The sequence below is a fragment of the Tardiphaga sp. vice304 genome (assembly GCF_007018905.1).
Taxonomy (GTDB): Bacteria; Pseudomonadota; Alphaproteobacteria; order Rhizobiales; family Xanthobacteraceae; genus Tardiphaga.
Genome location: NZ_CP041402.1, coordinates 2265929 through 2288198, shown reverse-complemented (window position 1 = coordinate 2288198; position 22270 = coordinate 2265929). Strand labels below are relative to the sequence as shown.

Annotated in this window: 21 protein-coding genes; 8 read left to right on the top strand and 13 right to left on the bottom strand. The window is 64.7% G+C overall.

Annotated elements, in window-relative coordinates; all coding sequences use genetic code 11:
- Positions 1-14 precede the first annotated feature (14 nt).
- Complete coding sequence (gene fliL, locus FNL56_RS10865; RefSeq protein WP_143572722.1) at positions 15-491, bottom strand: flagellar basal body-associated protein FliL; 477 nt, start codon at positions 489-491, stop codon at positions 15-17.
- Positions 492-848: 357 nt separating this feature from the next.
- Here fliL and flgF point away from each other — a divergent pair, with 357 nt between their 5' ends.
- From flgF to flgH, 4 genes are read left to right on the top strand one after another with little or no spacing between them, the layout of a single operon-like run.
- Positions 849-1616 carry a flagellar basal-body rod protein FlgF gene (gene flgF, locus FNL56_RS10860; protein ID WP_143572721.1) on the top strand — a complete coding sequence of 256 codons (768 nt, stop codon included), beginning with the start codon at positions 849-851 and terminating at the stop codon, positions 1614-1616.
- Between the two features lie 12 nt (positions 1617-1628).
- A complete protein-coding gene (gene flgG / locus FNL56_RS10855) occupies positions 1629-2417 on the top strand; it encodes a flagellar basal-body rod protein FlgG (RefSeq protein ID WP_143572720.1) in 789 nt (262 codons plus the stop codon).
- An 11-nt stretch (positions 2418-2428) separates the two neighbouring features.
- Entirely contained in the window at positions 2429-3496 is a 1068-nt protein-coding gene (flgA, locus tag FNL56_RS10850; RefSeq protein ID WP_143577814.1) for a flagellar basal body P-ring formation chaperone FlgA, read from the top strand.
- Between the two features lie 5 nt (positions 3497-3501).
- Positions 3502-4251 carry a flagellar basal body L-ring protein FlgH gene (flgH, locus tag FNL56_RS10845; RefSeq protein WP_143572718.1) on the top strand — a complete coding sequence of 250 codons (750 nt, stop codon included), beginning with the start codon at positions 3502-3504 and terminating at the stop codon, positions 4249-4251.
- A gap of 302 nt (positions 4252-4553) precedes the next feature.
- Here the strand turns inward: flgH and FNL56_RS10840 are convergent, their stop codons facing one another.
- From FNL56_RS10840 to FNL56_RS10795, 10 genes are all read right to left on the bottom strand, one after another.
- The gene (locus tag FNL56_RS10840) at positions 4554-6077 is read right to left on the bottom strand and encodes a Do family serine endopeptidase (RefSeq protein WP_143572717.1); all 1524 of its coding nucleotides are present in this window, start codon (positions 6075-6077) and stop codon (positions 4554-4556) included.
- A 194-nt stretch (positions 6078-6271) separates the two neighbouring features.
- Positions 6272-6472, bottom strand: a complete 201-nt coding sequence (locus tag FNL56_RS10835) for a DUF2065 domain-containing protein (RefSeq protein ID WP_143572716.1) — start codon at positions 6470-6472, stop codon at positions 6272-6274.
- A gap of 139 nt (positions 6473-6611) precedes the next feature.
- On the bottom strand, positions 6612-7502 hold the full coding sequence (gene hflC / locus FNL56_RS10830) for a protease modulator HflC (protein WP_143572715.1): 891 nt from the start codon (positions 7500-7502) through the stop codon (positions 6612-6614).
- The gene (gene hflK / locus FNL56_RS10825) at positions 7499-8647 is read right to left on the bottom strand and encodes an FtsH protease activity modulator HflK (protein WP_143572714.1); all 1149 of its coding nucleotides are present in this window, start codon (positions 8645-8647) and stop codon (positions 7499-7501) included. The genes hflC and hflK overlap by 4 nt, the downstream gene beginning before the upstream one ends.
- Positions 8648-8796: 149 nt before the next feature.
- A complete protein-coding gene (locus FNL56_RS10820; RefSeq protein ID WP_143572713.1) occupies positions 8797-9312 on the bottom strand; it encodes a dihydrofolate reductase in 516 nt (171 codons plus the stop codon).
- A complete protein-coding gene (locus tag FNL56_RS10815) occupies positions 9309-9800 on the bottom strand; it encodes a GNAT family N-acetyltransferase (RefSeq protein WP_143572712.1) in 492 nt (163 codons plus the stop codon). Before FNL56_RS10815 ends, FNL56_RS10820 begins: the two co-directional genes overlap by 4 nt.
- A complete protein-coding gene (locus tag FNL56_RS10810; protein WP_143572711.1) occupies positions 9797-10591 on the bottom strand; it encodes a thymidylate synthase in 795 nt (264 codons plus the stop codon). The genes FNL56_RS10815 and FNL56_RS10810 overlap by 4 nt, the downstream gene beginning before the upstream one ends.
- Before the next feature lie 161 nt (positions 10592-10752).
- The gene (locus FNL56_RS10805) at positions 10753-11733 is read right to left on the bottom strand and encodes a tripartite tricarboxylate transporter substrate-binding protein (protein ID WP_143572710.1); all 981 of its coding nucleotides are present in this window, start codon (positions 11731-11733) and stop codon (positions 10753-10755) included.
- A 111-nt stretch (positions 11734-11844) separates the two neighbouring features.
- Positions 11845-13410 carry a tripartite tricarboxylate transporter permease gene (locus tag FNL56_RS10800; RefSeq protein WP_143572709.1) on the bottom strand — a complete coding sequence of 522 codons (1566 nt, stop codon included), beginning with the start codon at positions 13408-13410 and terminating at the stop codon, positions 11845-11847.
- A 7-nt stretch (positions 13411-13417) separates the two neighbouring features.
- Positions 13418-13918, bottom strand: coding sequence for a tripartite tricarboxylate transporter TctB family protein (locus tag FNL56_RS10795; RefSeq protein WP_143572708.1), 501 nt, complete (start codon positions 13916-13918; stop codon positions 13418-13420).
- Between the two features lie 448 nt (positions 13919-14366).
- Here FNL56_RS10795 and FNL56_RS10790 point away from each other — a divergent pair, with 448 nt between their 5' ends.
- The 4 genes from FNL56_RS10790 (at position 14367) to FNL56_RS10775 (ending at position 17126) form a co-directional block, all read left to right on the top strand.
- Positions 14367-14885, top strand: coding sequence for an SspB family protein (locus tag FNL56_RS10790; protein ID WP_143572707.1), 519 nt, complete (start codon positions 14367-14369; stop codon positions 14883-14885).
- A 98-nt stretch (positions 14886-14983) separates the two neighbouring features.
- Positions 14984-16402, top strand: a complete 1419-nt coding sequence (gene fumC, locus FNL56_RS10785) for a class II fumarate hydratase (protein ID WP_168202902.1) — start codon at positions 14984-14986, stop codon at positions 16400-16402.
- A gap of 281 nt (positions 16403-16683) precedes the next feature.
- On the top strand, positions 16684-16872 hold the full coding sequence (locus FNL56_RS10780) for a DUF4169 family protein (RefSeq protein ID WP_143572706.1): 189 nt from the start codon (positions 16684-16686) through the stop codon (positions 16870-16872).
- A complete protein-coding gene (locus tag FNL56_RS10775; RefSeq protein WP_143572705.1) occupies positions 16869-17126 on the top strand; it encodes a ribbon-helix-helix domain-containing protein in 258 nt (85 codons plus the stop codon). The genes FNL56_RS10780 and FNL56_RS10775 overlap by 4 nt, the downstream gene beginning before the upstream one ends.
- A gap of 58 nt (positions 17127-17184) precedes the next feature.
- Here the strand turns inward: FNL56_RS10775 and FNL56_RS10770 are convergent, their stop codons facing one another.
- Positions 17185-20829 carry an AsmA family protein gene (locus FNL56_RS10770; protein WP_143581986.1) on the bottom strand — a complete coding sequence of 1215 codons (3645 nt, stop codon included), beginning with the start codon at positions 20827-20829 and terminating at the stop codon, positions 17185-17187.
- A gap of 116 nt (positions 20830-20945) precedes the next feature.
- Positions 20946-22259 carry an MFS transporter gene (locus tag FNL56_RS10765; protein ID WP_143572703.1) on the bottom strand — a complete coding sequence of 438 codons (1314 nt, stop codon included), beginning with the start codon at positions 22257-22259 and terminating at the stop codon, positions 20946-20948.
- Positions 22260-22270: the final 11 nt, after the last annotated feature.

The window sequence follows — 22270 nt, the reverse complement described above, 5'->3', positions numbered from 1 at the left end:
CCGATTCCAAACCCTCACTGAACGAGGATTTCCTTGAACAGCACGGCGCTGACCTCGCCCGGCGCGATCGCCGCGTTGACGCGCTTGGTCAGTTCTTCCTTGAGGCGAAACATGCCGACCGAGCCGTTGAGATCGGAGGCGCGCAGCTCGCGCAGATAGGTCTGGAACATGTCGCTGACGCGCGGCAGCGTCGGCTTGACCTGCTCGAGCTGCTTGGCGTCCTTCAGTTCAAGAACGATCTTGGCCTTGAGATATTGCACGCGCTCGCCGGGCTGGCCGGCGAGGTTCACGAGGATGTCCGGCACGTCGACGAAGGTCGGCAGCACCGGCTTCGGCGCCTCGACATGCTGTTCCTTCGGCGAACGCAGGAACATGAACCAGGCGCCGCCGCCAAGCACGGCGACCGCCACCACGGCGATGATGATCAGCTTGAGCTTGCTTTTCGGTTTCGGTTCGCCCGCGGCGCCGTCTTCCGATTCTTTGTCTGCCATCGCCTGCCCGTCCGGAAATAGGGGAAGAGCTCGATGCCGCCAGGCAGGCCCCAACGCGATACTGACTGCCAGCGCCCCAAGGCCCTGTTGGTTAAGAATTAGGTCGCAATGGTTAACGGTTCCTTTCGTTTATCGGCCGACTAGGAAAAATCTGCCGGGCCAACATGGTCAACAGAACCTTTCTGCCGCCCCCAAAGCCTCGTCCAAAACTACCAAGCCCCTGTAGTTTCGAAGAAATCCGACTTGGCACGGTCTTCGCAACTGTTTCTGCGAACCGCGGCTTGGGAGAGCTGTGCGGCTCATAGGATCCGCGGCCCGCCTGGGAGGGCGAACCGGGGATCGCAGGGGAGAACGACGATGGAGAATGTTAGTCTCATCGGACTTTCGCGGCAGATGACGCTGGAGCGCCAGCTCGATGTCGTCGCGAACAATGTCGCCAACGTGAACACCACCGGTTTCAAGGCCGACCGTTCGCTGTTCGAGGAATTTCTGCGCAGCAATGCGCGGGAGACGAATTTCATCGGCCGCGACCGCAACGTGTCGTTCGTGCAGGACCGAGCCACGCTGAAGGACCTGTCGCAGGGACCGATCGAGCAGACCAAGAACCCGCTCGACGTCGCGATCGACGGCGACGGCTTTCTGGTGGTGCAGACCCCGAACGGCCCGCGCTACACCCGCGACGGCAGCATGCAGATCAGCCAGACCGGCCAGTTGGTCACCAAGTCCGGCATCCCGGTGCTCGGCACCGGCGGCCCGATCACGTTCCAGCCGACCGATCACGACATCAACATCTCCGCCGACGGCACCGTCACCGTGCAGGAAGGCACCAACCGCACCGATTCAGTGCGCGGCAAGCTGCGCATGGTGTCGTTCGCGCAGGCGCAGAGCGCGCTGAAGAAGGAAGGCTCCAACCTGTTTTCCGCCGAAGGCGCGCCCCCGCTGCCCGCCACGACCTCGAAGCTCACCCAGGGCTTCGTCGAAAAATCCAACGTCAACTCCGTGATGGAAATGACCAGGATGATCGACGTCACCCGTGCTTACACGCAAATCTCGGCGATGCTGCAGCAGCAGACCGACATGCGCCGATCGGCGATCGAAAAACTCGCCGGCGATTCCGCGGCCTAAGGAAACACACCCATGCGCGCTCTTTACACTGCAGCGACCGGGATGGCGGCCCAGGAACTCAACGTCCAGGTCATCTCCAACAACATCGCGAACATGCGGACCACCGGCTACAAGAAGCAGGTCGCCTCGTTCCAGGATCTGGTCTACGACCACGTCCGTCGCGTCGGCGCGCAGGCCTCCGACCAGGGCACCATCATCCCGGTCGGCGTCGATATCGGCGGCGGCGTCAAGACCGTCGGCACGCCGCGGCTGATGACGCAGGGCACGCTGGCGGCGACCGGCGGCGATCTCGACATCGCGGTGCGCGGCGAAGGCTTCTTCAAGATCCAGATGACCGACGGCACCTTCACCTATACCCGCGACGGCTCGTTCACCACCGACCAGACCGGCCGCATCGTTACCGCGGCAGGCAATCCGGTGCAGCCGACTATCACGGTACCGGCCGCCTCCTCCGGCATGACGATCAGCGCTTCCGGCCAGGTGTCGGTGACCGTCGCGGGTTCGGCGACGCCGCAGGTGCTCGGCACCATCAGCCTGACGCGCTTCATCAACAAGGCCGGCCTGCAGCCGATCGGCGACAACCTGTTCACCGAAACCCCGGCCTCCGGCGCGCCGCAGGACGGCGTCGCCAATATCGACGGCTTCGGCGACCTGCAGCAGCGCAACCTCGAACAGGCCAACGTCGAAGTCGTCTCGGAAATCTCCGATCTGATCGCCGCGCAGCGCGCCTACGAGATGAACGCCAAGGTGATCAGCGCCGCCGACCAGATGCTGCAATCCACTTCCGCCATGTTCCGCTGAGGCAGATGATCATGACCTTCCGTTCACTCCTGCTCGCGACCACCCTGTTCGCGCTCGGCGCCCATGCGGCGCACAGCCAGAGCCGCGAAGACGTGCTGGCCCAGCCGGTGCTGCGCGCCAACGTCACCGTCGCCGGCGACCTGGTGCGGATCGGCGACGTCATCGACAACGCAGGTCCGGCCGCGGGAATCGCGATCTATCGCGCGCCGGATCTCGGCACGGTCGGCTCGCTGCCGGTGGCCAAGGTGATCGCGGCGCTGCGTGCCCATCAGGTGATCGGCGTCGATACCCGCGACCTCATGGACATCACCGTGACGCGGCTGTCGCGCAGCATCGAGGCCCGCGACATCGAGAACCAGGTGGCGCAGGCGCTGCAGCATCGCAACGGCCTCGGCGACGCCGCCAATCTGACGCTGACCTTCGACCGCGACGTGCAGACGCTGCAGCTCGATGCTGCCTCGTCCGGCGCGCTGGAGGCGGTCTCGACGCGGTTCGATGCACGCTCCGGCCGTTTCGATATCACCTTCTCGATCGGCAGCGACAGCGGTGCCGCCTCCAAGCTGCGCTTCACCGGCACCGCGGTCGAGACCGTCGAGGCCGCCGTGCTGGCGCGCGGCGTCGACAGCAAGGAAGTGCTGAAGGCGTCCGACGTCATCGTCGAGCGCCGTCCGAAATCCGAAGTCGGTATCGATGTCGCCAGCCGCGAGCGCGCGGTCGGCATGCAGGTCCGCCGCCAGTTGCGCGCCGGCCAGGCGCTGCGCATCGCCGATCTCGCCAAACCCGATCTGGTGACGCGCGACCAGGCGGTGACGCTGGTCTACGAATCCGCCGGGCTGTATCTCACCATCCGCGGCAAGGCGATCGAGAACGGCACCGAAGGCGACGTCGTCAGCGTCATCAATCTGCAGTCCAAGCGCACGGTGTCCGGCGTGGTGGTCGGCCGCGGCCAGGTCGCCGTCGCGGTCCCCGGCCCGCGGCTTCCCGCGCCCAGCGAGAAGCTCAACGACAAGATCTCCCAGGCCGCCGCCTCCGTCGCACTCGCTGCCAATGTTTCTGCTGCCACCCGTAACGCCGAGTAAAGTTGATGTTCCAGTATAATCGCGCCGTTCTGCTCGCCACCCTGCTGACCACGACCGTGCTGTTCAGCGGCTGCTCCTCGATCGAGCGGCTGTCGATGATCGGCGAACAGCCGAAACTGACCGCGATCGAGAATCCGGTGGCGCAGCCCGGCTACAAGCCGGTGCAGATGCCGATGCCGCAGCCGGAAGTGGCCTCGTACAATGCCAATTCGCTATGGCGATCGGGCTCGCGCGCCTTCTTCAAGGACCAGCGCGCGCGCCAGATCGGCGACATTCTGACCGTGACGGTGAACTTCACCGACAAGGCCAACATCGCCAACCAGACCCAGCACAGCCGCTCCAGCAAGGAGGATTCCGGGATCACCGATTTCGCCGGCTCCAAGCTGCTGTCGGGCTCGGCCGCCTCGGTGCTGCCGGGCCGGCTGCTCTCGGCCGACGGCACCTCGTCGAGCGACGGCAAGGGCTCGGTAGCACGCCAGGAGAACTTGCAGACCAGCGTCGCGGCCGTGGTCACCCAGCTTTTGCCGAACGGCAATCTGGTGGTCGAGGGCAAGCAGGAGATCCGCGTCAACTACGAGATCCGCGAATTGATCGTTGCCGGCATCGTGCGCCCCGAGGACATCCAGAGCGACAACACCATCGACAGCGCCAAGATCGCGCAGGCCCGCATCGCCTATGGCGGTCGCGGCCAGATCTCCGATGTCCAGCAGCCGCGCTACGGCCAGCAGGTCATGGACGTGCTGCTGCCGTTCTGATCCAGGCTTTCAGAGCTCCCCACTTCATCCAGCGCTCCCACGCCATGAAGTGTCCAACGCGGCCTTCCGTCAGCTCCCCTGACGGAAGGCCGTCGTCGTTTGGGGATGGATACTTCTATCGCTAGGCCGACGTGGCTTCCCCTGCCCCTTGCGGGGAGGGTCGGCCGAACGAGCGATGATGCGAGAGCATCATCGGGAGTGGAGGCCGGGGTGGGGGTGCCGCGGGCGACGGCGCTTGTGGCACCCCCACCCGACCGCGCTTCGCGCGGCCACCCTCCCCGCAAGGGGGAGGGTAAGAACCGCTACTGCACGCTCAGTGCTACAAAGCGCAATTCGCCTTCGCCGTTCGATACCAGCAGCAGCACCGACTTCTTGCCGTCCTTCTTCAAGGCATCGACGCGCTTCTTGACGTCGGCGGGGTTGCTCACCGCTTCCTGCGCGACCTCGACGATGACGTCGCCGGCGTTCAGGCGCTTCTCGGCGGCGTCCGAGCCAGAGTCGACCGAGGTCACGACCACGCCCTTGACGCTGTCCTTGATCTTGAACCTGGCGCGCATCTCCTTGCTGAGTCCGGTGAGATCGAGGCCCAGCGCCTTCTGCGTCGCCGGCTTTTCGGCTTCCGGCATCGACTTCACCGAGGCCGGCTGCGGCTTTTCGCCATCGTCGAGACGGCCGAGCGTGACCTGCTTGATAACTTCTTTACCCTTGCGGATGATCAGCACGTCGACCGCCTTGCCGACCGCGGTGTCGGCGACGATGCGCGAGAGGTCCTTCGGCTCCTTGACGTCCTTGCCGTCGAACTTGACGACGACGTCGCCGGGCTCGATGCCCGCCGGCTTCGCCGGGCCCTTGTCGTCGATGCCGGCAATCAGCGCGCCGCGTGCAGGCTTGATGCTAAGGCTCTCGGCGATCTCGTCGGTGACCTGCTGGATGCGGACGCCAAGCCAGCCGCGGCGCAGCTCGCCGAATTCGCGCAATTGCGCCACCACCTGCGACGCCGTCTTCGACGGCACCGCAAAGCCGATGCCGATCGAGCCGCCGGACGGCGAGATGATCAGCGTGTTGACGCCGATCACGTCGCCGTCGAGGTTGAACAGCGGGCCGCCGGAATTGCCGCGGTTGATCGAGGCGTCGGTCTGGATGTAGCTGTCATAGGGGCCGGAATTGATGTCGCGGTTGCGCGCCGAGACGATGCCGGCGGTGACCGTGCCGCCGAGCGAGAACGGGTTGCCGATCGCGATCACCCATTCGCCGAGACGAACCTTTTCGGAATCGCCGAACTTCACCGCGGTGACCGGCTTCACCGGGGTGAATTTGAGCACCGCCAGATCGGTCTTCTTGTCGACGCCGACCAGCGTCGCCTTGATCTTGGTGCCGTCATTCATGATGACGTTGATCTCGTCGGCGTCCGCAATGACGTGATTGTTGGTGACCACGACGCCGGAGGTGTCGACGATGAAGCCGGAGCCCAGCGAATTGGTCTTGCGCGGCTGCAGGCCGCCATTCTTGTCGCCGCCCGGCCCGCCGCGGCGGTTCTTGAAGAAGTCGTCGAAGAATTCCTCGAACGGCGATCCCGGCGGCAGTTGGGGCATCGCCCCGCGCGGGGTGTCACTGTTCTTGCTGTCGCCGCTCTTGTTGTTGGCTTCGACGGTCTGCGTGGTCGAGATGTTGACGACCGCGTCGATCACCTTTTCGGCGACGTCGGCGATGCCGTCCGGCCCCCGGGCGACGGCCGGTGCCGAGAAGGCGGCGACGGCGGTGCCGAGGCAGAGCGCCGTGAGCCACGGGCGCAGGCGGAGGCTCAAGGCGGGGGGCGCGATGGACATGGGACGAACGTCTCCTGAAGGATTCCGCGATTTGGCAGCCAGACTGCGCCCGAACATGGCTTTCGCGCAAGCGCAGGGACACGACGGCCCACCATCAACACCGCGGATTGCGGCGGAAAGCCGGCGCCTCAACGCACGGACCGCTATTCGGATTCACTATTTGCAGGATGACGGTATTGGAGGGGCGCCCGGGTCTAGCTGCGTACCAGCCAGATCAGGGCCAGCCCGCCGATCGCCGAGCCGATGCCGGCGATCCGCAGGATATTGTCGGGCGTCGCCAGCGCACTCTTCATCGCGCGACGCATCCAGCCGGGAAAAGCCAGGAACAGGATGCCTTCCAGCACGAACAGGATACCGATGCCGATGAGGAAGTCGGCGAACGCTATGGACCTCATCCGACTTCAACTCCCGAAACGTTCGCACCCTGAGCGCTTTTATGAAAATGGGGCGCGCCTTCGAAGAAGGCGCGCCCCATCCATAGATCAGAGCGGCAGCGAACGCAAAGTTGCCGCTGCCGCTTGACAGCCTAGTCTCTTACGGCCGCGCCGCCGCCGGCTTGCCGGCCGGATTGGCGAAGAAGCGGAAGAACTCCGAATCCGGCCGCAGCAGGAAGCGGGTGTCGTTGCTCTTCAACCCGTTCTCGTAGGCCGTCATGGAGCGGTAGAAGGCGAAGAACTCCGCATCCTTGCCGTAGGCCTCCGCGAACAGCCGGTTGCGCTCGCCGTCACCGGTACCGCGAACCTGCTCAGCCGTGGAGTTGGCATCGGCGATGATCACGGTGGCTTCGCGATCGGCCTTGGAACGGATTTCCTGCGCCTTCTGGCCGCCCTGCGCGCGGAACTCGGCCGCCTCGCGCTGACGCTCGGTCTGCATCCGCTGATAGACCGCCTGACTGTTCGACTCCGGCAGGTCGGCGCGGCGAATGCGGACATCGACCACCGAGATGCCGTAGCCGTCGGCCTCCTTGTCGAGCTGGTCGCGGATCCGGTTCATCAAGCCTTCGCGTTCGTCACGCACCACCTGAATGAACGTCACCTCGCCGAGCACACGACGCAGCGACGCGTTGAGCAGCGTGGTGAGCTGGATATTGGCAGCCTGGATCGAACCGATGCTCTGGTAGAAGCGCAGCGCGTTCTTGATGCGGTAGCGCGCGAACGCATCCACCACGAGACGCTTCTGGTCCGACGCGATCACTTCCTGCGCCGGATTTTCCAGATCGAGGATGCGCTTGTCGATCGAGATCACGGTGTCGATGAACGGCACCTTGAAGTTCAGACCGGGTTCGGTGACCACGCGGACCGGCTCACCGAGCCGGACCACCAGCACCTGTTCGGTCTGGCGCACCGTGAAGATCGAGCTGTAGCCGATGACAATCACGGCGAATAGCACGATCAGTGCGACGATACCTGAAATTCCGGTCTTCATCGGGTGCTCCCGCTCTGCTGTTGCGGCTGGCCAGATGTCGCCGGGGCCTGTCGCCGCGGCGACAGTTCGTTCAGGGGAAGAAAGGGCACGACGCCCTGCGCATTGGCGCCGCCGTCATAGACCAGCTTCTCGGCGCCGCCGAGAATCCGCTCCATGGTTTCCAGATAGATGCGCTGGCGGGTGACGTCCGGCGCCTTCTTGTATTCGTCGTAGACGCTCAGGAAGCGCGCGCTCTGGCCTTTGGCCTCGGCAATCGCCTGTTCCTTGTAACCTTCGGCAACCTGCAGGATCTGCGCCGCCCGGCCACGCGAATCGGGAACGACGCGGTTGGCATAGGTCTGGGCTTCGTTCTGCAGACGCTCGAGATCGGCGCGCGCCGCCTGGACGTCACGAAACGCATCGATGACCTGCGACGGCGGATCGACCTTCTGCATCTGCACCTGCTGCACCAGGATGCCGGCGCCGTAGCCGTCCAGCGTCTTCTGCATCAGTTCCTGCACGCCGGCTTCGGTGGTGGTGCGGGCGCCGGTCAGGATCGGCTGGATGTTGGCGCGGCCGACCACTTCGCGCATCGCGCTTTCGGCCACGGCCTTCACGGTGCCTTCCGGGTTCTGGATGTTGAACAAGAAGTTGCCGACGCCGTCCGGCTTGATGCGCCACAACACGGTAAAATCGACATCGACGATGTTTTCGTCGCCGGTCAGCATCAGGCTCTCTTCCGGCACGTCGCGCATGGTGCGGCCGCGACGCGTAGGATCGTCGATCAGCGACATGCCGATGCTCAGGGTCGAGACGCGCAGCGCCTTGGGCAACAGCACGGTCTCGATCGGATAGGGCAGATGGTAGTTCAGGCCGGGTTGCACGGTGCGGACATGCTTGCCGAAGCGCAGCACCACGCCGAGTTCTTCGGACTGCACGCGGAAGAAGCCGGACAGGCCCCAGATCGCCAAAGCGGCAGCGAGCACCAGGGCGATGCCCATACCGCTGACGAAGCCGCCGGGCAGCATCGACTGCAGCCGGTCCTGGCCGCGGCGCAGCAGGTCCTCGAGGTCAGGCGGTCTCGGACCCGCCGATTGCGGACCGGATCCCCATGGCCCCTTGGGACCAGAGCTCCACGGGCCTCCGCCTTGATTCTTCCACGGCATCAACAATCTCCTCTGCGCGAACCGGAAACCGGCCTCGCCACATCTGGATGGCTTTATAGGGGACAGGCCGGGTCGTTACAACGCGGCTGCTGGCCCACAGGAACTAAGCGCGAAGTCCTCAAAGTCAATGTTAATAGGGGTTATCGCGGTTAACGCGGGTCACGCCGACGATATGTCACATAGGAGAAATCGACGCTGTCCTCGCCTGCGGCAGGATGGCGGACACGGGCGGCCTCCTCCCAGATCGAGACATCGATCGGCGCGAAATAGGCATCTCCCGCGGGTTTGGCGTGCACCTCGGTGATTTCGAGCCGGTCGGCGGCGTCCATCCATTGCGCATAGATCTCGGCGCCGCCGATCACGGCGATCTCCGTGGCCGAACGCCGCAGCGCGTCGCCGGTGGCGAGCTCGCGCGCCGCGGTGAACGACGTGGTGACCACCGCGCCCGGCGCCTGGTAGTCTGGATTGCGGGTAACGACGATATTGGTCCGCCCCGGCAGCGGCCGGCGCGGCAATGATTCAAAGGTCTTGCGGCCCATCACGATCGGCTTGCCCATGGTCATCGCCTTCAGGCGCTGCATGTCGGACTTCAACCGCCACGGGATCGCATTGCCCTGCCCGATCACGCCGTTGTCGGCGACGGCGACGATGAGGGTGACGTTCATGACGCCTGCCCCCGCAGAGCCAGCTCCCGGAGCGCGTCACCGCTCAGTTTGCACGCCGTCCACTCATCCATCATTTTGGCCCCCATCGACATGTAGAATGCGATCGACGGCGCATTCCAGTTCAGCACCGACCATTCGAACTGCGTCCAGCCGTTGTCGATGCAGCGCTGCGCGAGCTTGACCATCATCGCTTTGCCGATGCCATGGCCACGATGCGCCGGTCGCACGAACAGATCCTCGAGGTGGATGCCGTGCCGTCCCCGAAACGAAGAGAAATTCAGGAACCAGAGCGTGAACCCGATCGGTTCGCCATCCCATTCGGCGATGTCGCAATAGACCTGCGGCTGCGGGCCGAACAGCGCCGCGACGACGGTAGCCTCGGTGGCATCGACCAGGTGCGACAGTTTTTGATACTCCGCCAGTTCGCACATGAAGCTGAAAACAAGCGCGCTGTCATGGTTCGTGGCCGCACGGATGTTCAGGCTCACACCGCCACCTCGGCCTTGATATGCGGATGCGGATCGTAGCCCTGCAGCGTGAAATCCTCATAGCGGAAGGCGAAGATGTCCTTCACCTCCGGATTGATCGTCATCACCGGCAGCGGTCGCGTCTGCCGGGTCAGTTGCAGTCGCGCCTGCTCCAGATGGTTGGAATACAGATGCGCGTCACCGAGCGTGTGGATGAAGTCGCCGGGCTTGAGACCCGTCACCTGCGCCACCATCATCGTCAGCAGCGCATAGGACGCGATGTTGAACGGCACGCCGAGAAACACATCCGCCGAGCGCTGGTACAGCTGGCACGACAGTTTGCCGTTCGCGACATAGAACTGGAACAGGCAGTGACACGGCGGCAGCGCCATCTTGTCGACGTCGGCGGGATTCCACGCCGTCACGATCAGCCGGCGGGAGTCCGGATTGCGCTTGATCATCTCGACCACATTGGCGATCTGGTCGATCGCGCGGCCGTCGGCGGCCGGCCAGGAGCGCCACTGCGAGCCATAGACCGGGCCAAGATCGCCATTGGCGTCCGCCCATTCGTCCCAGATCGAGACGCCATTGTCCTTGAGATATTTGATGTTGGTGTCGCCGGCGAGAAACCACAACAGCTCGTGGATGATTGCCTTCAGCGGCAGCCGCTTGGTGGTCAGCATCGGGAAGCCGGCCGCCAGGTTGAAGCGGGTCTGGTGGCCGAACACCGACAGCGTGCCGGTGCCGGTGCGGTCGTGTTTCTCGGCGCCGTCACTGAGGATGCGTTCGAGCAGGTCGTGATACTGGTTCATGGTCGCTTCTGCAGGCTGCGGGGTATCGAACCTAGCCCCCGGACCGGCCCGACGACATGTCGATTCCCGCTTATACCCGAAAAAACAGCGCGCCTGCGAACCCATGAAAAAAGGGCCGGACGTGTGTCCGGCCCCCTGAAAACGCTCGATATTCGAGCGGGTTACATCGCCGGCTTGAGCACGGCCGACCAGCGGGCCACTTCGGCCTTGACCAGTTCGGCTAGCGCCGCCTGGGTACGGCCTTCCTTCTTGGGAATGTCGGACCCGAGATCGAGCAGGCGCTTGCGGACGTTCTCGTCATCCAGCGCCTTGGCGGCCGCGGCATTGAGCTTGGCAACGATCTCGGGCGGCGTGCCCTTCGGCGCGAAGATCGCGTTCCAGGCCGAGACCTGGTACTTCGGCAGGCCGGCTTCGGTGGTGGTCGGCAGGTTCGGCAGCGATGCATTGCGATCGGGTGTGGCGATCGCATAGGCCTTGATGGTGCCACCATTGATCTGCGGCACGGCGTTGACGATCTGGTCGCACATGTAATCGACCTGGCCGCCGACCAGCGCGTTCATCGCCGGTCCGGTGCCGTTGAACGGCACGCCGGTCGGCTTGATCTCGAGCACCGAGCTCAGCAATTCGCAGGACGAATACGACACCGAGCCGACACCGGCATGCGCCATGTTCATCTTGTCGGTATTGGCCTTCACGTAGGCGACGAATTCCTTGAGGTCCTTGGCCGGGAAGTCCTTCTTGGCCAGGATCAGGATCGGCGTGCCGGCAAGCAATGCGACCGGCTCGAAATCCTTCTCGGGGTGATAGGCCAGCTTCGGATACAGCGGCACCGCGGCGGCATGGGTGCCCATGTGGCCGGTGATCAGCGTATAGCCATCCGGCGCGGCGCGCGCGGCGCGCGTGGTGGCCGTGGTGCCGCCGGCGCCGACGACGTTTTCAATGACGATGGTCTGGCCGAGCGTCTTGGCCATGTCGGCGGTGACGATACGGGCAATGATGTCGGTCGGGCCACCGGCGGCGAACGGCACGATCATCGTGATCGTACGGTTCGGGTAGTCCTGCGCGTGAGCAGCAGCGACGAGCGAGCCGAGGCCGGCAAGTGCGAGACCGGCGGTCGCCAGCGTGCGACGGAACATATTCATTGGTTTCTCCCAGAGTTTCTTAGCATCGCCAGGGCGACGCATTCGAAGCAACTGAATACCTCGCGCGGCCCGAAGTCCATTCGACTTCGGGCCGCGGCGCAACGCCGCAGGTTAGTTCTCGGACTCGACGAACACCTCATCGCGCTTCTTTCGTAGTGCGGGAAGCAAGGCCAGGATCAGCAGGAAGGCCGAGATCGCCATCAGGGTGGCCGACAGCGGACGGGTGAAGAACACCGTCGCATCGCCGCGGGAGATCAGCAGCGCACGACGCAGGTTTTCTTCCATCAGCGGCCCCAGCACCATGCCGAGCAGCAACGGCGCCGGCTCGAAATCATGCTTGATGAGCCAGTAGCCGACGAGGCCGAACACGCCTGCCAGCACGACGTCCATCGGCGCGTTGTTCACCGAATAGATGCCGATGCAGCAGAACACCACGATCGAAGGGAACATCAGCCGGTACGGCACCCGCAGCAGGCGGACCCAGATGCCCACCAGCGGCAGGTTGATGATCAGCAGCATCAGATTGCCGACCCACATCGAGGCGATCATGCCCCAGACCAGTTCCGGCTGCTTCTGCATCACCTGCGGACCCGGCACGATGCCGTGGATGGTCATCGCGCCGACCATCAGCGCCATCACGGCGTTGGGCGGGATGCCGAGCGTCAACAGCGGGATGAACGAGGTCTGCGCCGCAGCGTTGTTGGCGCTTTCCGGGGCCGCCACGCCTTCGATCGCGCCGCGACCGAACCGCGACGGGTCCTTCGCCAGCTTCTTTTCCAGCGTATAGGCAGCAAACGACGCGATCACCGCGCCGCCGCCCGGCAGGATGCCGAGGATCGAACCGAGCACCGTGCCGCGCAGAATTGCCGGATAAGAGTCCTTCATATCCTTCTTGGTGGGCATCAGGCCGGTGACCTTCTGCTGCACCAGTTCGCGGTCGCTCTCCCCGCCGGCATCCAGGTTGCGGATGATTTCCGCAAAGCCGAACAAGCCCATCGCCACGGTGGCGAAGCCGAGGCCATCTGCGAGTTCGGGGATGTTGAACGACATGCGCGACGCGCCGGTCTCGATGTCGGAACCGACCATCGACAGCAACAGGCCGAACACGATCATCGCGATCGCCTTCAGCACCGAGCCCTTGGCGAGCACGACGGCGAAGATCAGGCCGAGCACCATCAGCGAGAAGTATTCGGCAGGACCAAAGGCCAGCGCGAGCTTGGTCAGCGGCGCGCCAAGCACGGCGATCAGAACGGTGGCGACGCAACCGGCGAAGAACGAGCCGATCGCGGCAATCGCCAGCGCCGGGCCGGCGCGGCCCTGCTTGGCCATCTGGAAGCCGTCGAGCGCGGTCACCACGGAGCCCGCTTCACCCGGGATGTTGACCAGGATCGAGGTGGTGGAACCGCCATACTGCGCGCCGTAATAGATGCCGGCGAGCATGATCAGCGCACCGACCGGCGGCAGGCCGAAGGTGATCGGCAGCAGCATTGCCACCGTGGCGATGGTGCCGATGCCCGGCAATACGCCAACCAGCGTGCCGACCAGCGCGCCGATCAAGCAGAGCAGGATGTTCATGGGAATCGGAATCGACATGCCGCCGAGGAAGGGCGGCGCCCATTGCACGAACTGGAAGACGACGCCGAAGCCGAGGCCTAGATTGGAAAACAGATCACCCATGACGACCTCAGCGAATCATAAAGGACGGCAGCATCTGCAACGGCAGACCCAGCGCGTAGGGAAACAGGAGTGCGCAGAACGCGGTGAGGCAGACGCCGACGATGAAGGTTTCCTTCCACTGCGTTTCATGGGTGCCGAGCGCGGCAATCATGAAGGCGGCCATGGCGGAGAAGATCATGCCCATCGGCCGGATGCTGAAAGCGAAGGTCACAATCGCCAGCGAAACGAACAGCGGTCCGCGCCAAGCATAGACCGCCAACGAAGGACCTTCGGTGAAGATTCCGACCAGCACAATGCCGGCGCCCAAAGCCAGCAACAAGTAGCCGAACATCCGGGGCGCGGTGCCGGCGCCGAACGAGAAGCCATGCATGCCCTGCAGGTCACTTGAAGCCCAGAGGGCAAAGGCCGCGATCGCCATCAAGGCAAGGCCGCCAAAAAAATCCTGCGGTCCCCTGATCCAGTTTGGCAGGACGGACTGGTCCGGCCTGTGGCTCGGTACATCGCTCATTGGTACGTTCCTCTTACAGCGAGCTTGTTGCCCATGTCTTTTGGATAGCAGTTGCCCGCTCCCGACGGAGCCTGCCTACCTATTTTCGAAACAGAATGCCAGCTAAACCAATGGAAGGGTTGCGCTGCACACCAACAACGCGGCGGAAGCCGCCAATCTGCCGAGCCGCAGCCTCTTAAACGAGCACGGCAGCGTGGAATGCGGGCAGGCAATTCCCGGCTGTTGGGAACGGTAGCTGCGGCCAGCCCGTGCCCGGACGCCGGTGCCAGACGCCGCCACGGCCAAACCCGCTTTATCCGGCGTCGTTTCCCGCCTATATTGCGACAGCGGGCCGACTGGCCTGCTGACCTCGGACTCGTGACGGGGTAGTATCGAATAAACGGCGCGAGTCGGGCCCGGCATCGCCGCCACCCCGCGCTTGGCCTTACGAACGCGACGGGACAGACTGATGGCAACCGACCATATCCGATACGATGTGCTGGCGCGCGACGCGTTACGCGGCGTGCTGCGCCGCGTCCTGATCGACGCCGCCGAGCACGGCCTGCCCGGCGAACATCATTTCTTCATCACCTTCGTTTCCACCGCCGACGGCGTGAAACTGTCGCCGCGGCTGCTGGCGCAGTATCCGGAAGAGATGACCGTGATCCTGCAGCATCAATTCTGGGACCTGGTGGTCACCGAGGATCGTTTCGAGGTCGGCCTGTCCTTCAACGGCATTCCCGAGCGCCTGGTGGTGCCATTCAACTCTATCAAGAGCTTCTTCGACCCGTCGGTGCAATTCGGCCTGTCGTTCGAGCCGGCGGAGGCCGCAACCGACGCGAATAACGACGCCGAAACGCCGGCCGCCAGCGCGGCGTCGGCCCTTGCCGCGCCGGCCGCCGTGCCCGCGACTGCGTCGGAAGACGAACCGGCCAAGCCCAGCGAGGGCGCCGAAGTCGTCCGTCTGGATCGCTTCCGGAAAAAATAGCCGATCGCGTGATTCTTGAGATGGAACCGCTGACAAGCGGTTTCGTTCGTATGGGTGGTTCCGTGCGGCCACGCGCGCAACACCTGGATGTTCCATCTATGGCAAAAACGTCTAAGACCCCCGGTCGGTCCGCCACGCGCACCGAAACAGACAGCTTCGGTCCGATCGAGGTGGCTGCTGATTGCTACTGGGGCGCACAGACCGAGCGGTCACGGCAGAATTTCAAGATCGGCCATGATCGGATGCCGATGGGCATCATCCGTGCGCTTGGCATCGTCAAGCTTGCGGCGGCACAGACGAATCTCGAACTCGGCCTGCTCGACCCGAAACTAGCGAAAGCCATTGTCGCCGCCGCCCGCGAAGTCATCGACGGAAAGTTCGACGAACATTTTCCGCTAGTGGTGTGGCAGACCGGCTCCGGCACGCAGACCAACATGAATCTCAACGAGGTGATCGCAAACCGGGCCAGCGAGATGCTCGGCGGCACGCTTGGCAGCAAGAAGCCGGTTCATCCCAACGATCACGTCAACATGAGCCAGTCGTCGAACGACTCGTTCCCCACCGCGATGCATATCGCCGCCACCCAGCGCATCGTCGCCGACCTGATCCCTGCGCTTGGCGAACTACTCAGGGCTCTGCGAAAGAAAGAGAAGGCGTTCGCCAAGATCGTCAAGATCGGGCGCACCCACACCCAGGATGCGACCCCGCTGACGCTCGGCCAGGAATTCTCCGGCTATGCCGCGCAGGTCGAAAGCGGCATCGCGCGCCTGCGCACCGCGGTGAAAGAGCTGTATCCTCTGGCGCAGGGCGGCACGGCGGTCGGCACCGGTCTTAATTCAAAACCGCGCTTCGCCAAGATGTTCGCCAGGCACGCGGCGGCGGCGACCAAGCTGCCATTCACCAGCGCCCCCAACAAGTTCGAGGCGCTCGCCTCGAACGATGCCTACGTCTACGTGCACGGTGCGATCAACTCGGTTGCGACCGGCCTATTCAAGATTGCAAACGACATTCGTTTGCTGGGCTCCGGTCCGAGGTCGGGCCTTGGCGAGTTGATTTTGCCGGAGAACGAGCCGGGCTCCTCGATCATGCCGGGCAAGGTCAACCCGACCCAGTGCGAAGCCATGACGATGGTGTGCTGCCAGGTGTTCGGCAACCAGACGGCCATCGCCATGGCTGGCAGCCAGGGGCATTTCGAGCTCAACGTATACAAGCCCGTCATGGCGCATTGCATGATGCAGTCCATCCAGTTGATCGCAGACGTTGCGCGATCATTCACCGAACATTGTGTCGAGGGCATTCGCGCCGACGAGAAACGAATCCAGGATCTGATGGAGCGCTCATTGATGCTGGTCACAGCATTGGCCCCGAGGATTGGATACGACAACGCCGCCAAGGTCGCCAAGGTCGCACATGCGGGCGGAACCACGTTGAAAGAAGAAGCCGTGCGGCTGGGGTTCGTGACACCGGCCGAATTCGATCGACTGGTGCAACCGATCAAAATGATACACCCCGGATGAATACCGGTAACGGCTTATTGAGAGTGACCGTACGGAGAAGTAGCTATAAGTTGCAGGCCGTACTTGGCCGACTTCGTCGAGGTAGTTTTTTTTGGAGTTAGAGCAGAAGATAACATCGGCAAGCTTTGCACCTGATTACGATGTGCCAGGTAGGACCGATATGAAGGAGAATTTTTATAATGACTTTCGAAACTAAGTTTGTTTTTGAATCGTACCTCGAGCGGAAACAGCACCATCAAATTTCCGTTCCATCATTTCTTTTCTGAATGATGGGAGTGATCATGGGTGACCTGATCAATCTGAACAGATTTAAAAAACGTGCTGAACGTGATGATGCGGCACGGCAGGCCGAGATCAATCGTGCCCGATTTGGGCGTAGTAGAGCCGAACGAGTTTTAGAAGAGAAGCGCACAATCCGTGCAGAAAACATGCTGGATCAGCATCAGATAAATGGCGAGGACGCATCATGAAATCGCCGGTAGTTAAACGATCTATCGTCGTCGCAGGTCACAAGACCAGCGTCAGCCTCGAAGAAGCGTTCTGGAACGGCATGAAGGAGATATCGAATCTCCGTGACATGACGCTTTCGGAATTGGTCGGGGAGATCGACACCAACCGCCAGCAAGGCAACCTGTCGTCTGCGATCCGTCTGTTCGTGCTGGATTACTTCCGCACGCGCGCCGTCCCGCAGCAGCGCACGCACGATCTCAGCGCGTCGCTCTGACACGACGACCTTCTGCCTGCCCCTGTGGTGCAGGCATTCGTCTGGCGGCTTTAACTGGCTACAATGCCGGCCGCGCTGAACCCGATGCCGGCGGCGTGATCACCAGCGGGGGCGCAGGTCGCGGCTTCGGCACGGGGCGAGCAGCCCCCGGTGCCGGGCGGATCTCGATCGGCGCCGGCAATGGTGCGACTTGCGGACTCACCGAAGGCGCAACCGCCGCGCGCGGCGGCGAGGGCTTAGGGGGCCGGCGCAGATCGCGATCCGGCAGCAGTGCTTCCGGAATCGGCTGCGGGGTCGCAAGTTCTGGAACAGCTTGTGGAATTAGCTTTTGCTGCGGTGCAATCGCAGCCGGCAAGGCGGGTGCTTCGCCGCGCTCCAATTGATCGAGCCGCCGCGTTTCACGGTCGATCGCCCGCACCGCCAGCCACGACGACAGCGCAGCGACATCGACGGTGCGATCGAGCCGGTCGGGCGATCCGGTGGCGAAGACCTGAATCTCCGGACGAATGCTCGACGATCCCGTCGCCGTTGCGGTCAGGCTGACCCGCAGGTCGGCCTGGTCAGCCGCCATGTCAAAGCCCCCGGAGACGATGGCACGGGCGCCGTCGGCCTCGAGCGTAGTGGCGCTGACGCGCAGCCGGCCATCCTTGATGATGAACGGGATCTGCGCCGAGGTGACCGACAACGCACCGGCCGACAAGGCCGGGATGACCACGCGCCGCAGGCTTTCATCATTGGCGACCTCGCCGGCGTCGCTGCCGCGAATGGCGGCGTCGAACGCGCGGGGATCCAGGCCTGCAATTCGCGCACCATCGATGGTCAGCAATCCGTTGCCGGACAGCGCGCCCTCCAGCGCGGAGGCGCTGCGGCCTTGGCTCGCCAGCGTCATGCGCAGCGAAATGCGGCCGGCGGGCATTGCCAGCGACCGATAGCGCAACGCCGCACCATCGACATTGCTCAGCTCGATATGCGAGCTGACCGCGTAGCCGGCCGGCGTCGGCCGCGCGTCGAAATCCGCGACCAGATCGCCGCCACCGATCTTGCCCTTGATCGCGTCGAGCCCGGTCGCGGTGCCGTCGCTCTTCAGCACACCGCTGACCGGCCTGATCTCGCTGCCGCCGGGCAAGACGCCGCGCAGCGACTGGAAGGCGAGCTGGCCGCGCCAGCCCTGCAGCAGGCCCTGGCCGAGCGGCTCGGTGCTGTCGCGCCCGCGGGTGCCGATCGCCATTGCGAAAGCGGGCGCGAGGTCGATCGTGTCCATGCCGAGCTGGCCGTCGATGGCCTTCTCGCCCAACATCAGCACCACGCGACCGCGGATCCGCGAGCCCGCCACGCTGCTATCGATATCCTCCAGGCTGAGCTTGTCGGCAGCCAGTGTAGCGCGCGACGACAGCCTGACATTCTGTGCCAGGGCTGCGTCGGACGGCTTCACACCGAACAGCGGCGCCAGATTGCCGCGACGGATACTGAGCGTCACCGCACCCTTGGGCTGCTCGCCCCACGGCTCCGCCTCGCCGGCCACGTCGCCGTCGAACTCCGCACCCGCCAGTTTCGCCTTGATGCGCCAGGCTGCGCGCCAGATTCCCGTGGCCGATCCTTCGAAGCCGAGCGGCGCGTCGCCGGCAGCGATCGCGCGATCGAGGCCCAGCAAGCCCAGCAGCGACCTGCCCTGTCCCGACATTTGGGTATCGACGCTGACCTCGCTGCGCGACAGCGCCTCGAGATCGCCGCGGCGCAGCGCCGCCGCGTCCGGCGCAGCCGAGATCGTCGTGCTGCCCTTGATGTCGGGGGCATCGATGGTGAAGGTGGCGCGCGCGCGGCTGGCGCTGGCGCGCTGCGGATCCTTGCCGAGATCGAGCGCCAGACCGACGCCGACGGCGCCTGGTGCCGCCGCCATCGCATCGAGTCGCGCTGAAACCGCGGGAGCCAGCGGCGCGATCATGCCGCTGAGTTGGCCGAGCGACGCCGAGGTCGCCTTCAGCGCCAGTTGGCCGGTCGCCTGCTGACGATCGAATGCGCCGCTGCCGTCAAGCATCAGGCCGCTGGCCTCGCCGATACGCAAGCGCTCGAGCGCGATCGACGTCGCGCTATAGCCAAGCCTGGCCACGAAGGGCCGCATCGTCTGCCCGGCGGATATCGCACTGCCGATATCGAGCGACAGTTTTCCCGCGTCGGGCCATTCGGCCTGCGGGCCGCCCAGCGAACGGACCAGCGCCGCCGCCACATCGAGGTCGAGCCGGTCGGCCTTGAGGTCGGCATCGATCCGGGATTGGCCCGCTCTGCCGGAGTAAGCCACGCGGCCTTCGATCGTGCCGCCGTCGATCTCGGCCTTCAGCGCATCGATGGCAAAGCCATCCGCCACCGCGGTGACCTGACCGCGCAGCCGCAGCGGCTTCTGGTTGCGGTAGTTGACCTCGCTGCGGCCCTGCAGCCAGGCGGCCAGCGTGTCGGGATCGCTGGAATCGATGTTCACCGTGCTCTTGAAACCGACGGCGCCGGGCTGCGCCACCGCACCGCTCAGCACGACGCGGGTATTGCCGGGCGCGCGCAGGTCCAGCCTGTCGATGGACCACGACGCCGTGTCGCCGCGCAGATCGGCGCCGATGTTCTGGATGGGACGACCGCCAAGCATGAGCTGCTCGGCGCTGATCTCGATCTGCGTGGCCAGCGGCGCCGGCGGAACCAGAGCTAGCCATTTGCGCAAGCTCGGCACAAGCAGGATTTTCTCGTCGCTGCCGGATTCCCTGGCGAGCCAGCGATCGGCGTCGAACTGTTTCGTGGATAGCACGGCATGCAGCAAGGGCGAGGCGCCAAGGCGCCACTCGGCAATGCCCGCAAGCTTCAGTGCCGTCTCATCCGCACCAAAGCTCGCCTCGACCGTGTCGAAGCGCGCGAGCGCCGGATCGGCCTTGACCTTGGCCGCGACGCGCCACGGCGACGGGATCTTGTCGTCGGCATTCTTGATTTTGGGCCCGATCTGGCTCGCGAGAATCAGCGCGCCGTCGAAACGCGGCGCACGGCCGTCAAAGTTCAAAATGCCGTCGAGATCGATCGAGAACCGTCGTTCGCCGGGATCGACGTTGAGATGCACGCGGGTGCCAAAGCCATCGGCGGTGTCGCCCGACGACAGCCGGAACGGATAGCGCGCGCCCGACAGCGAAAAATTGCCCTCGCCGCGCAGCGCGCCGGCCGCCAGCGAGCGCACGTCGCCGCTGAAGGCGATGTCGTTGAGTTCGAGCGCGCTGCGGCTGGCGGCATCATGCAGCGCGACGCGTCCGGTCAGGCTGAGGCGATCGATCGCCAGCGCGCCGAGGTTGAACGGTCCGGTCGATTTCGGCAGCTCGAGCCGGCCCTGCGCGTCGAGGCCGAGATCGACCGCCGCGCCATTGATGGTGAGCTCGGTGGCGCGCCATTCGCCGCGCATCAGCGAGCTCAAATTGAATTCGACGTCGAGCCGCTCGGCGCGGATCTTTCCGGGATCATTGGCCCCGCCGACGGTGACGCCGCGCAGCCGCAACGACGGCGCCGGCAACAGCCGCGCGTCCAGCGTGCCGCCGACGCGGACGGGCGCGCCGACGACGCGCGACGCCTCCGCCTCGAACTGCGGACGAAACTGATTCCAGTCGATGAAATACGGCCCGATCAGAGCGGCAATCAGCGCCAGGATGACGGCCATCGCCAGGCCCAGCAGCGTGGTCTGCACGGCATCTCCCTCGAACATGTTCCGGCGCGATGCCGCCCGCCGGCCAGCCGGGCGCAATCCGAGCGAATGCACCGGAGTGGGCCAACTATAGAGCCAAGTGTGGCGAAGTCACAGCGTCAGGAGGCGTCGTGCGCCAGCGTCCTGGCGTCGCGCGCCCGGTGCAGCCGTCCGGCGACGGCGCGAACCTTGCCGGGCGCCGCCATCCAGATCGCCGCGGCAGCCAGGAGACTGACCGCCGCCCCGATTGCAAAGGCCAGCGTGTAGGTGCCGAAATGATCATGCAACGCACCGGTGACGTAAGGCCCCGCGGCGCCGCCGGCGAGGGCTGCCAGCGTCAGCGTGCCATAGATGCTGCCGAAATGCTCACCCTGGAAGATCTCCACGACGACCGCGCCCATGATCGACGTCACGCCGTAGCCGAGCAGGCCCTGCGAGATCACCATCACATAGACCAGCAGCAGGCTGGGCTGATATTGCAGGGCGATCAGAACCGCAAAGCAGATCGCAAAGCCGACGCCGCTGATGGTCCATATCCATTCGCGGCCGATGCGGTCCGACAGATGGCCGAGAAAGATCTGGCCGGGCACGCCGAACAGGCTGACCATGCCCAGCGCCCAGGCGGCGACGCCCGGCGTGAAGCCGATGTCGAGCAGGTACTTGGTCTGGTGCACCTGGACCGCGTACCAAGCATACAGCCCGCCGAAGAATCCGAGCGCCAGCCACCAGAACCGCGCGGTGCGCAGCGCGCGCCGCAGCGTCCAGTCGGTGCCGGCCCAGACCGGATCGACCACGCTGGAGAGCGGCTTCGCCGACGACGCGGTGGGCGCCGCGTCGCCATCCGGCAGCAGGCCGAGGTCCTGCGGGCGCTTGCGCAGCAACAGGTTGATCGGCACGAGCACGATCAGGACGGTGAGGCCGAGCGCCGTGCAGGCGCTGCGCCAGCCGGTCTGCTCGATCATCGACTGCACCCACGGCAGCAGCGTCACCGAACCTATGCCGACGCCGGCGAACGCCAGCCCGATCGCCAGGCCGCGCTTGCGGTTGAACCAGTTCGGCAAATACAGCGATTGGCCGGAATAGCCGAGGCAGATGCTGCCGGCGCCGACCAGCACGCCGATGGTGAGATACAGATGCCAGGGCTGCGTCGTCAGGGGCGCCAGCAGCAGGCCGGACGCCATCAGGCCGATGCCTAGTTCCATCACCACGCGCGGCCCGGCGCGATCCATCAGCTTGCCCATCAACGGGCTCATGATCGCCGAGACGAGGAAGCCGAACGAGAAGGCGCCGGCGGTCACGCCGCGGTCCCAGCCGAACTCGTTCAGGATCGGCGGAAACAACAGCGAGAAGGAGGTGCGGGCGTTCACGCCGATGGCCATGGTGACAAAGGTCACGGCGACGATGATCCAGCCGTAGAAGAACGGAAGCCGCATCTGGCGGGCCT

Coding starts and splice junctions, on each gene's coding strand:
- fliL (WP_143572722.1), bottom strand. CDS start 491: ATGGCAGACAAAGAATCGGAAGACGGCGCCGCGGGCGAACCGAAACCG.
- flgF (WP_143572721.1), top strand. CDS start 849: ATGGAGAATGTTAGTCTCATCGGACTTTCGCGGCAGATGACGCTGGAG.
- flgG (WP_143572720.1), top strand. CDS start 1,629: ATGCGCGCTCTTTACACTGCAGCGACCGGGATGGCGGCCCAGGAACTC.
- flgA (WP_143577814.1), top strand. CDS start 2,429: ATGACCTTCCGTTCACTCCTGCTCGCGACCACCCTGTTCGCGCTCGGC.
- flgH (WP_143572718.1), top strand. CDS start 3,502: ATGTTCCAGTATAATCGCGCCGTTCTGCTCGCCACCCTGCTGACCACG.
- FNL56_RS10840 (WP_143572717.1), bottom strand. CDS start 6,077: ATGTCCATCGCGCCCCCCGCCTTGAGCCTCCGCCTGCGCCCGTGGCTC.
- FNL56_RS10835 (WP_143572716.1), bottom strand. CDS start 6,472: ATGAGGTCCATAGCGTTCGCCGACTTCCTCATCGGCATCGGTATCCTG.
- hflC (WP_143572715.1), bottom strand. CDS start 7,502: ATGAAGACCGGAATTTCAGGTATCGTCGCACTGATCGTGCTATTCGCC.
- hflK (WP_143572714.1), bottom strand. CDS start 8,647: ATGCCGTGGAAGAATCAAGGCGGAGGCCCGTGGAGCTCTGGTCCCAAG.
- FNL56_RS10820 (WP_143572713.1), bottom strand. CDS start 9,312: ATGAACGTCACCCTCATCGTCGCCGTCGCCGACAACGGCGTGATCGGG.
- FNL56_RS10810 (WP_143572711.1), bottom strand. CDS start 10,591: ATGAACCAGTATCACGACCTGCTCGAACGCATCCTCAGTGACGGCGCC.
- FNL56_RS10805 (WP_143572710.1), bottom strand. CDS start 11,733: ATGAATATGTTCCGTCGCACGCTGGCGACCGCCGGTCTCGCACTTGCC.
- FNL56_RS10800 (WP_143572709.1), bottom strand. CDS start 13,410: ATGGGTGATCTGTTTTCCAATCTAGGCCTCGGCTTCGGCGTCGTCTTC.
- FNL56_RS10795 (WP_143572708.1), bottom strand. CDS start 13,918: ATGAGCGATGTACCGAGCCACAGGCCGGACCAGTCCGTCCTGCCAAAC.
- FNL56_RS10790 (WP_143572707.1), top strand. CDS start 14,367: ATGGCAACCGACCATATCCGATACGATGTGCTGGCGCGCGACGCGTTA.
- fumC (WP_168202902.1), top strand. CDS start 14,984: ATGGCAAAAACGTCTAAGACCCCCGGTCGGTCCGCCACGCGCACCGAA.
- FNL56_RS10780 (WP_143572706.1), top strand. CDS start 16,684: ATGGGTGACCTGATCAATCTGAACAGATTTAAAAAACGTGCTGAACGT.
- FNL56_RS10775 (WP_143572705.1), top strand. CDS start 16,869: ATGAAATCGCCGGTAGTTAAACGATCTATCGTCGTCGCAGGTCACAAG.
- FNL56_RS10765 (WP_143572703.1), bottom strand. CDS start 22,259: ATGCGGCTTCCGTTCTTCTACGGCTGGATCATCGTCGCCGTGACCTTT.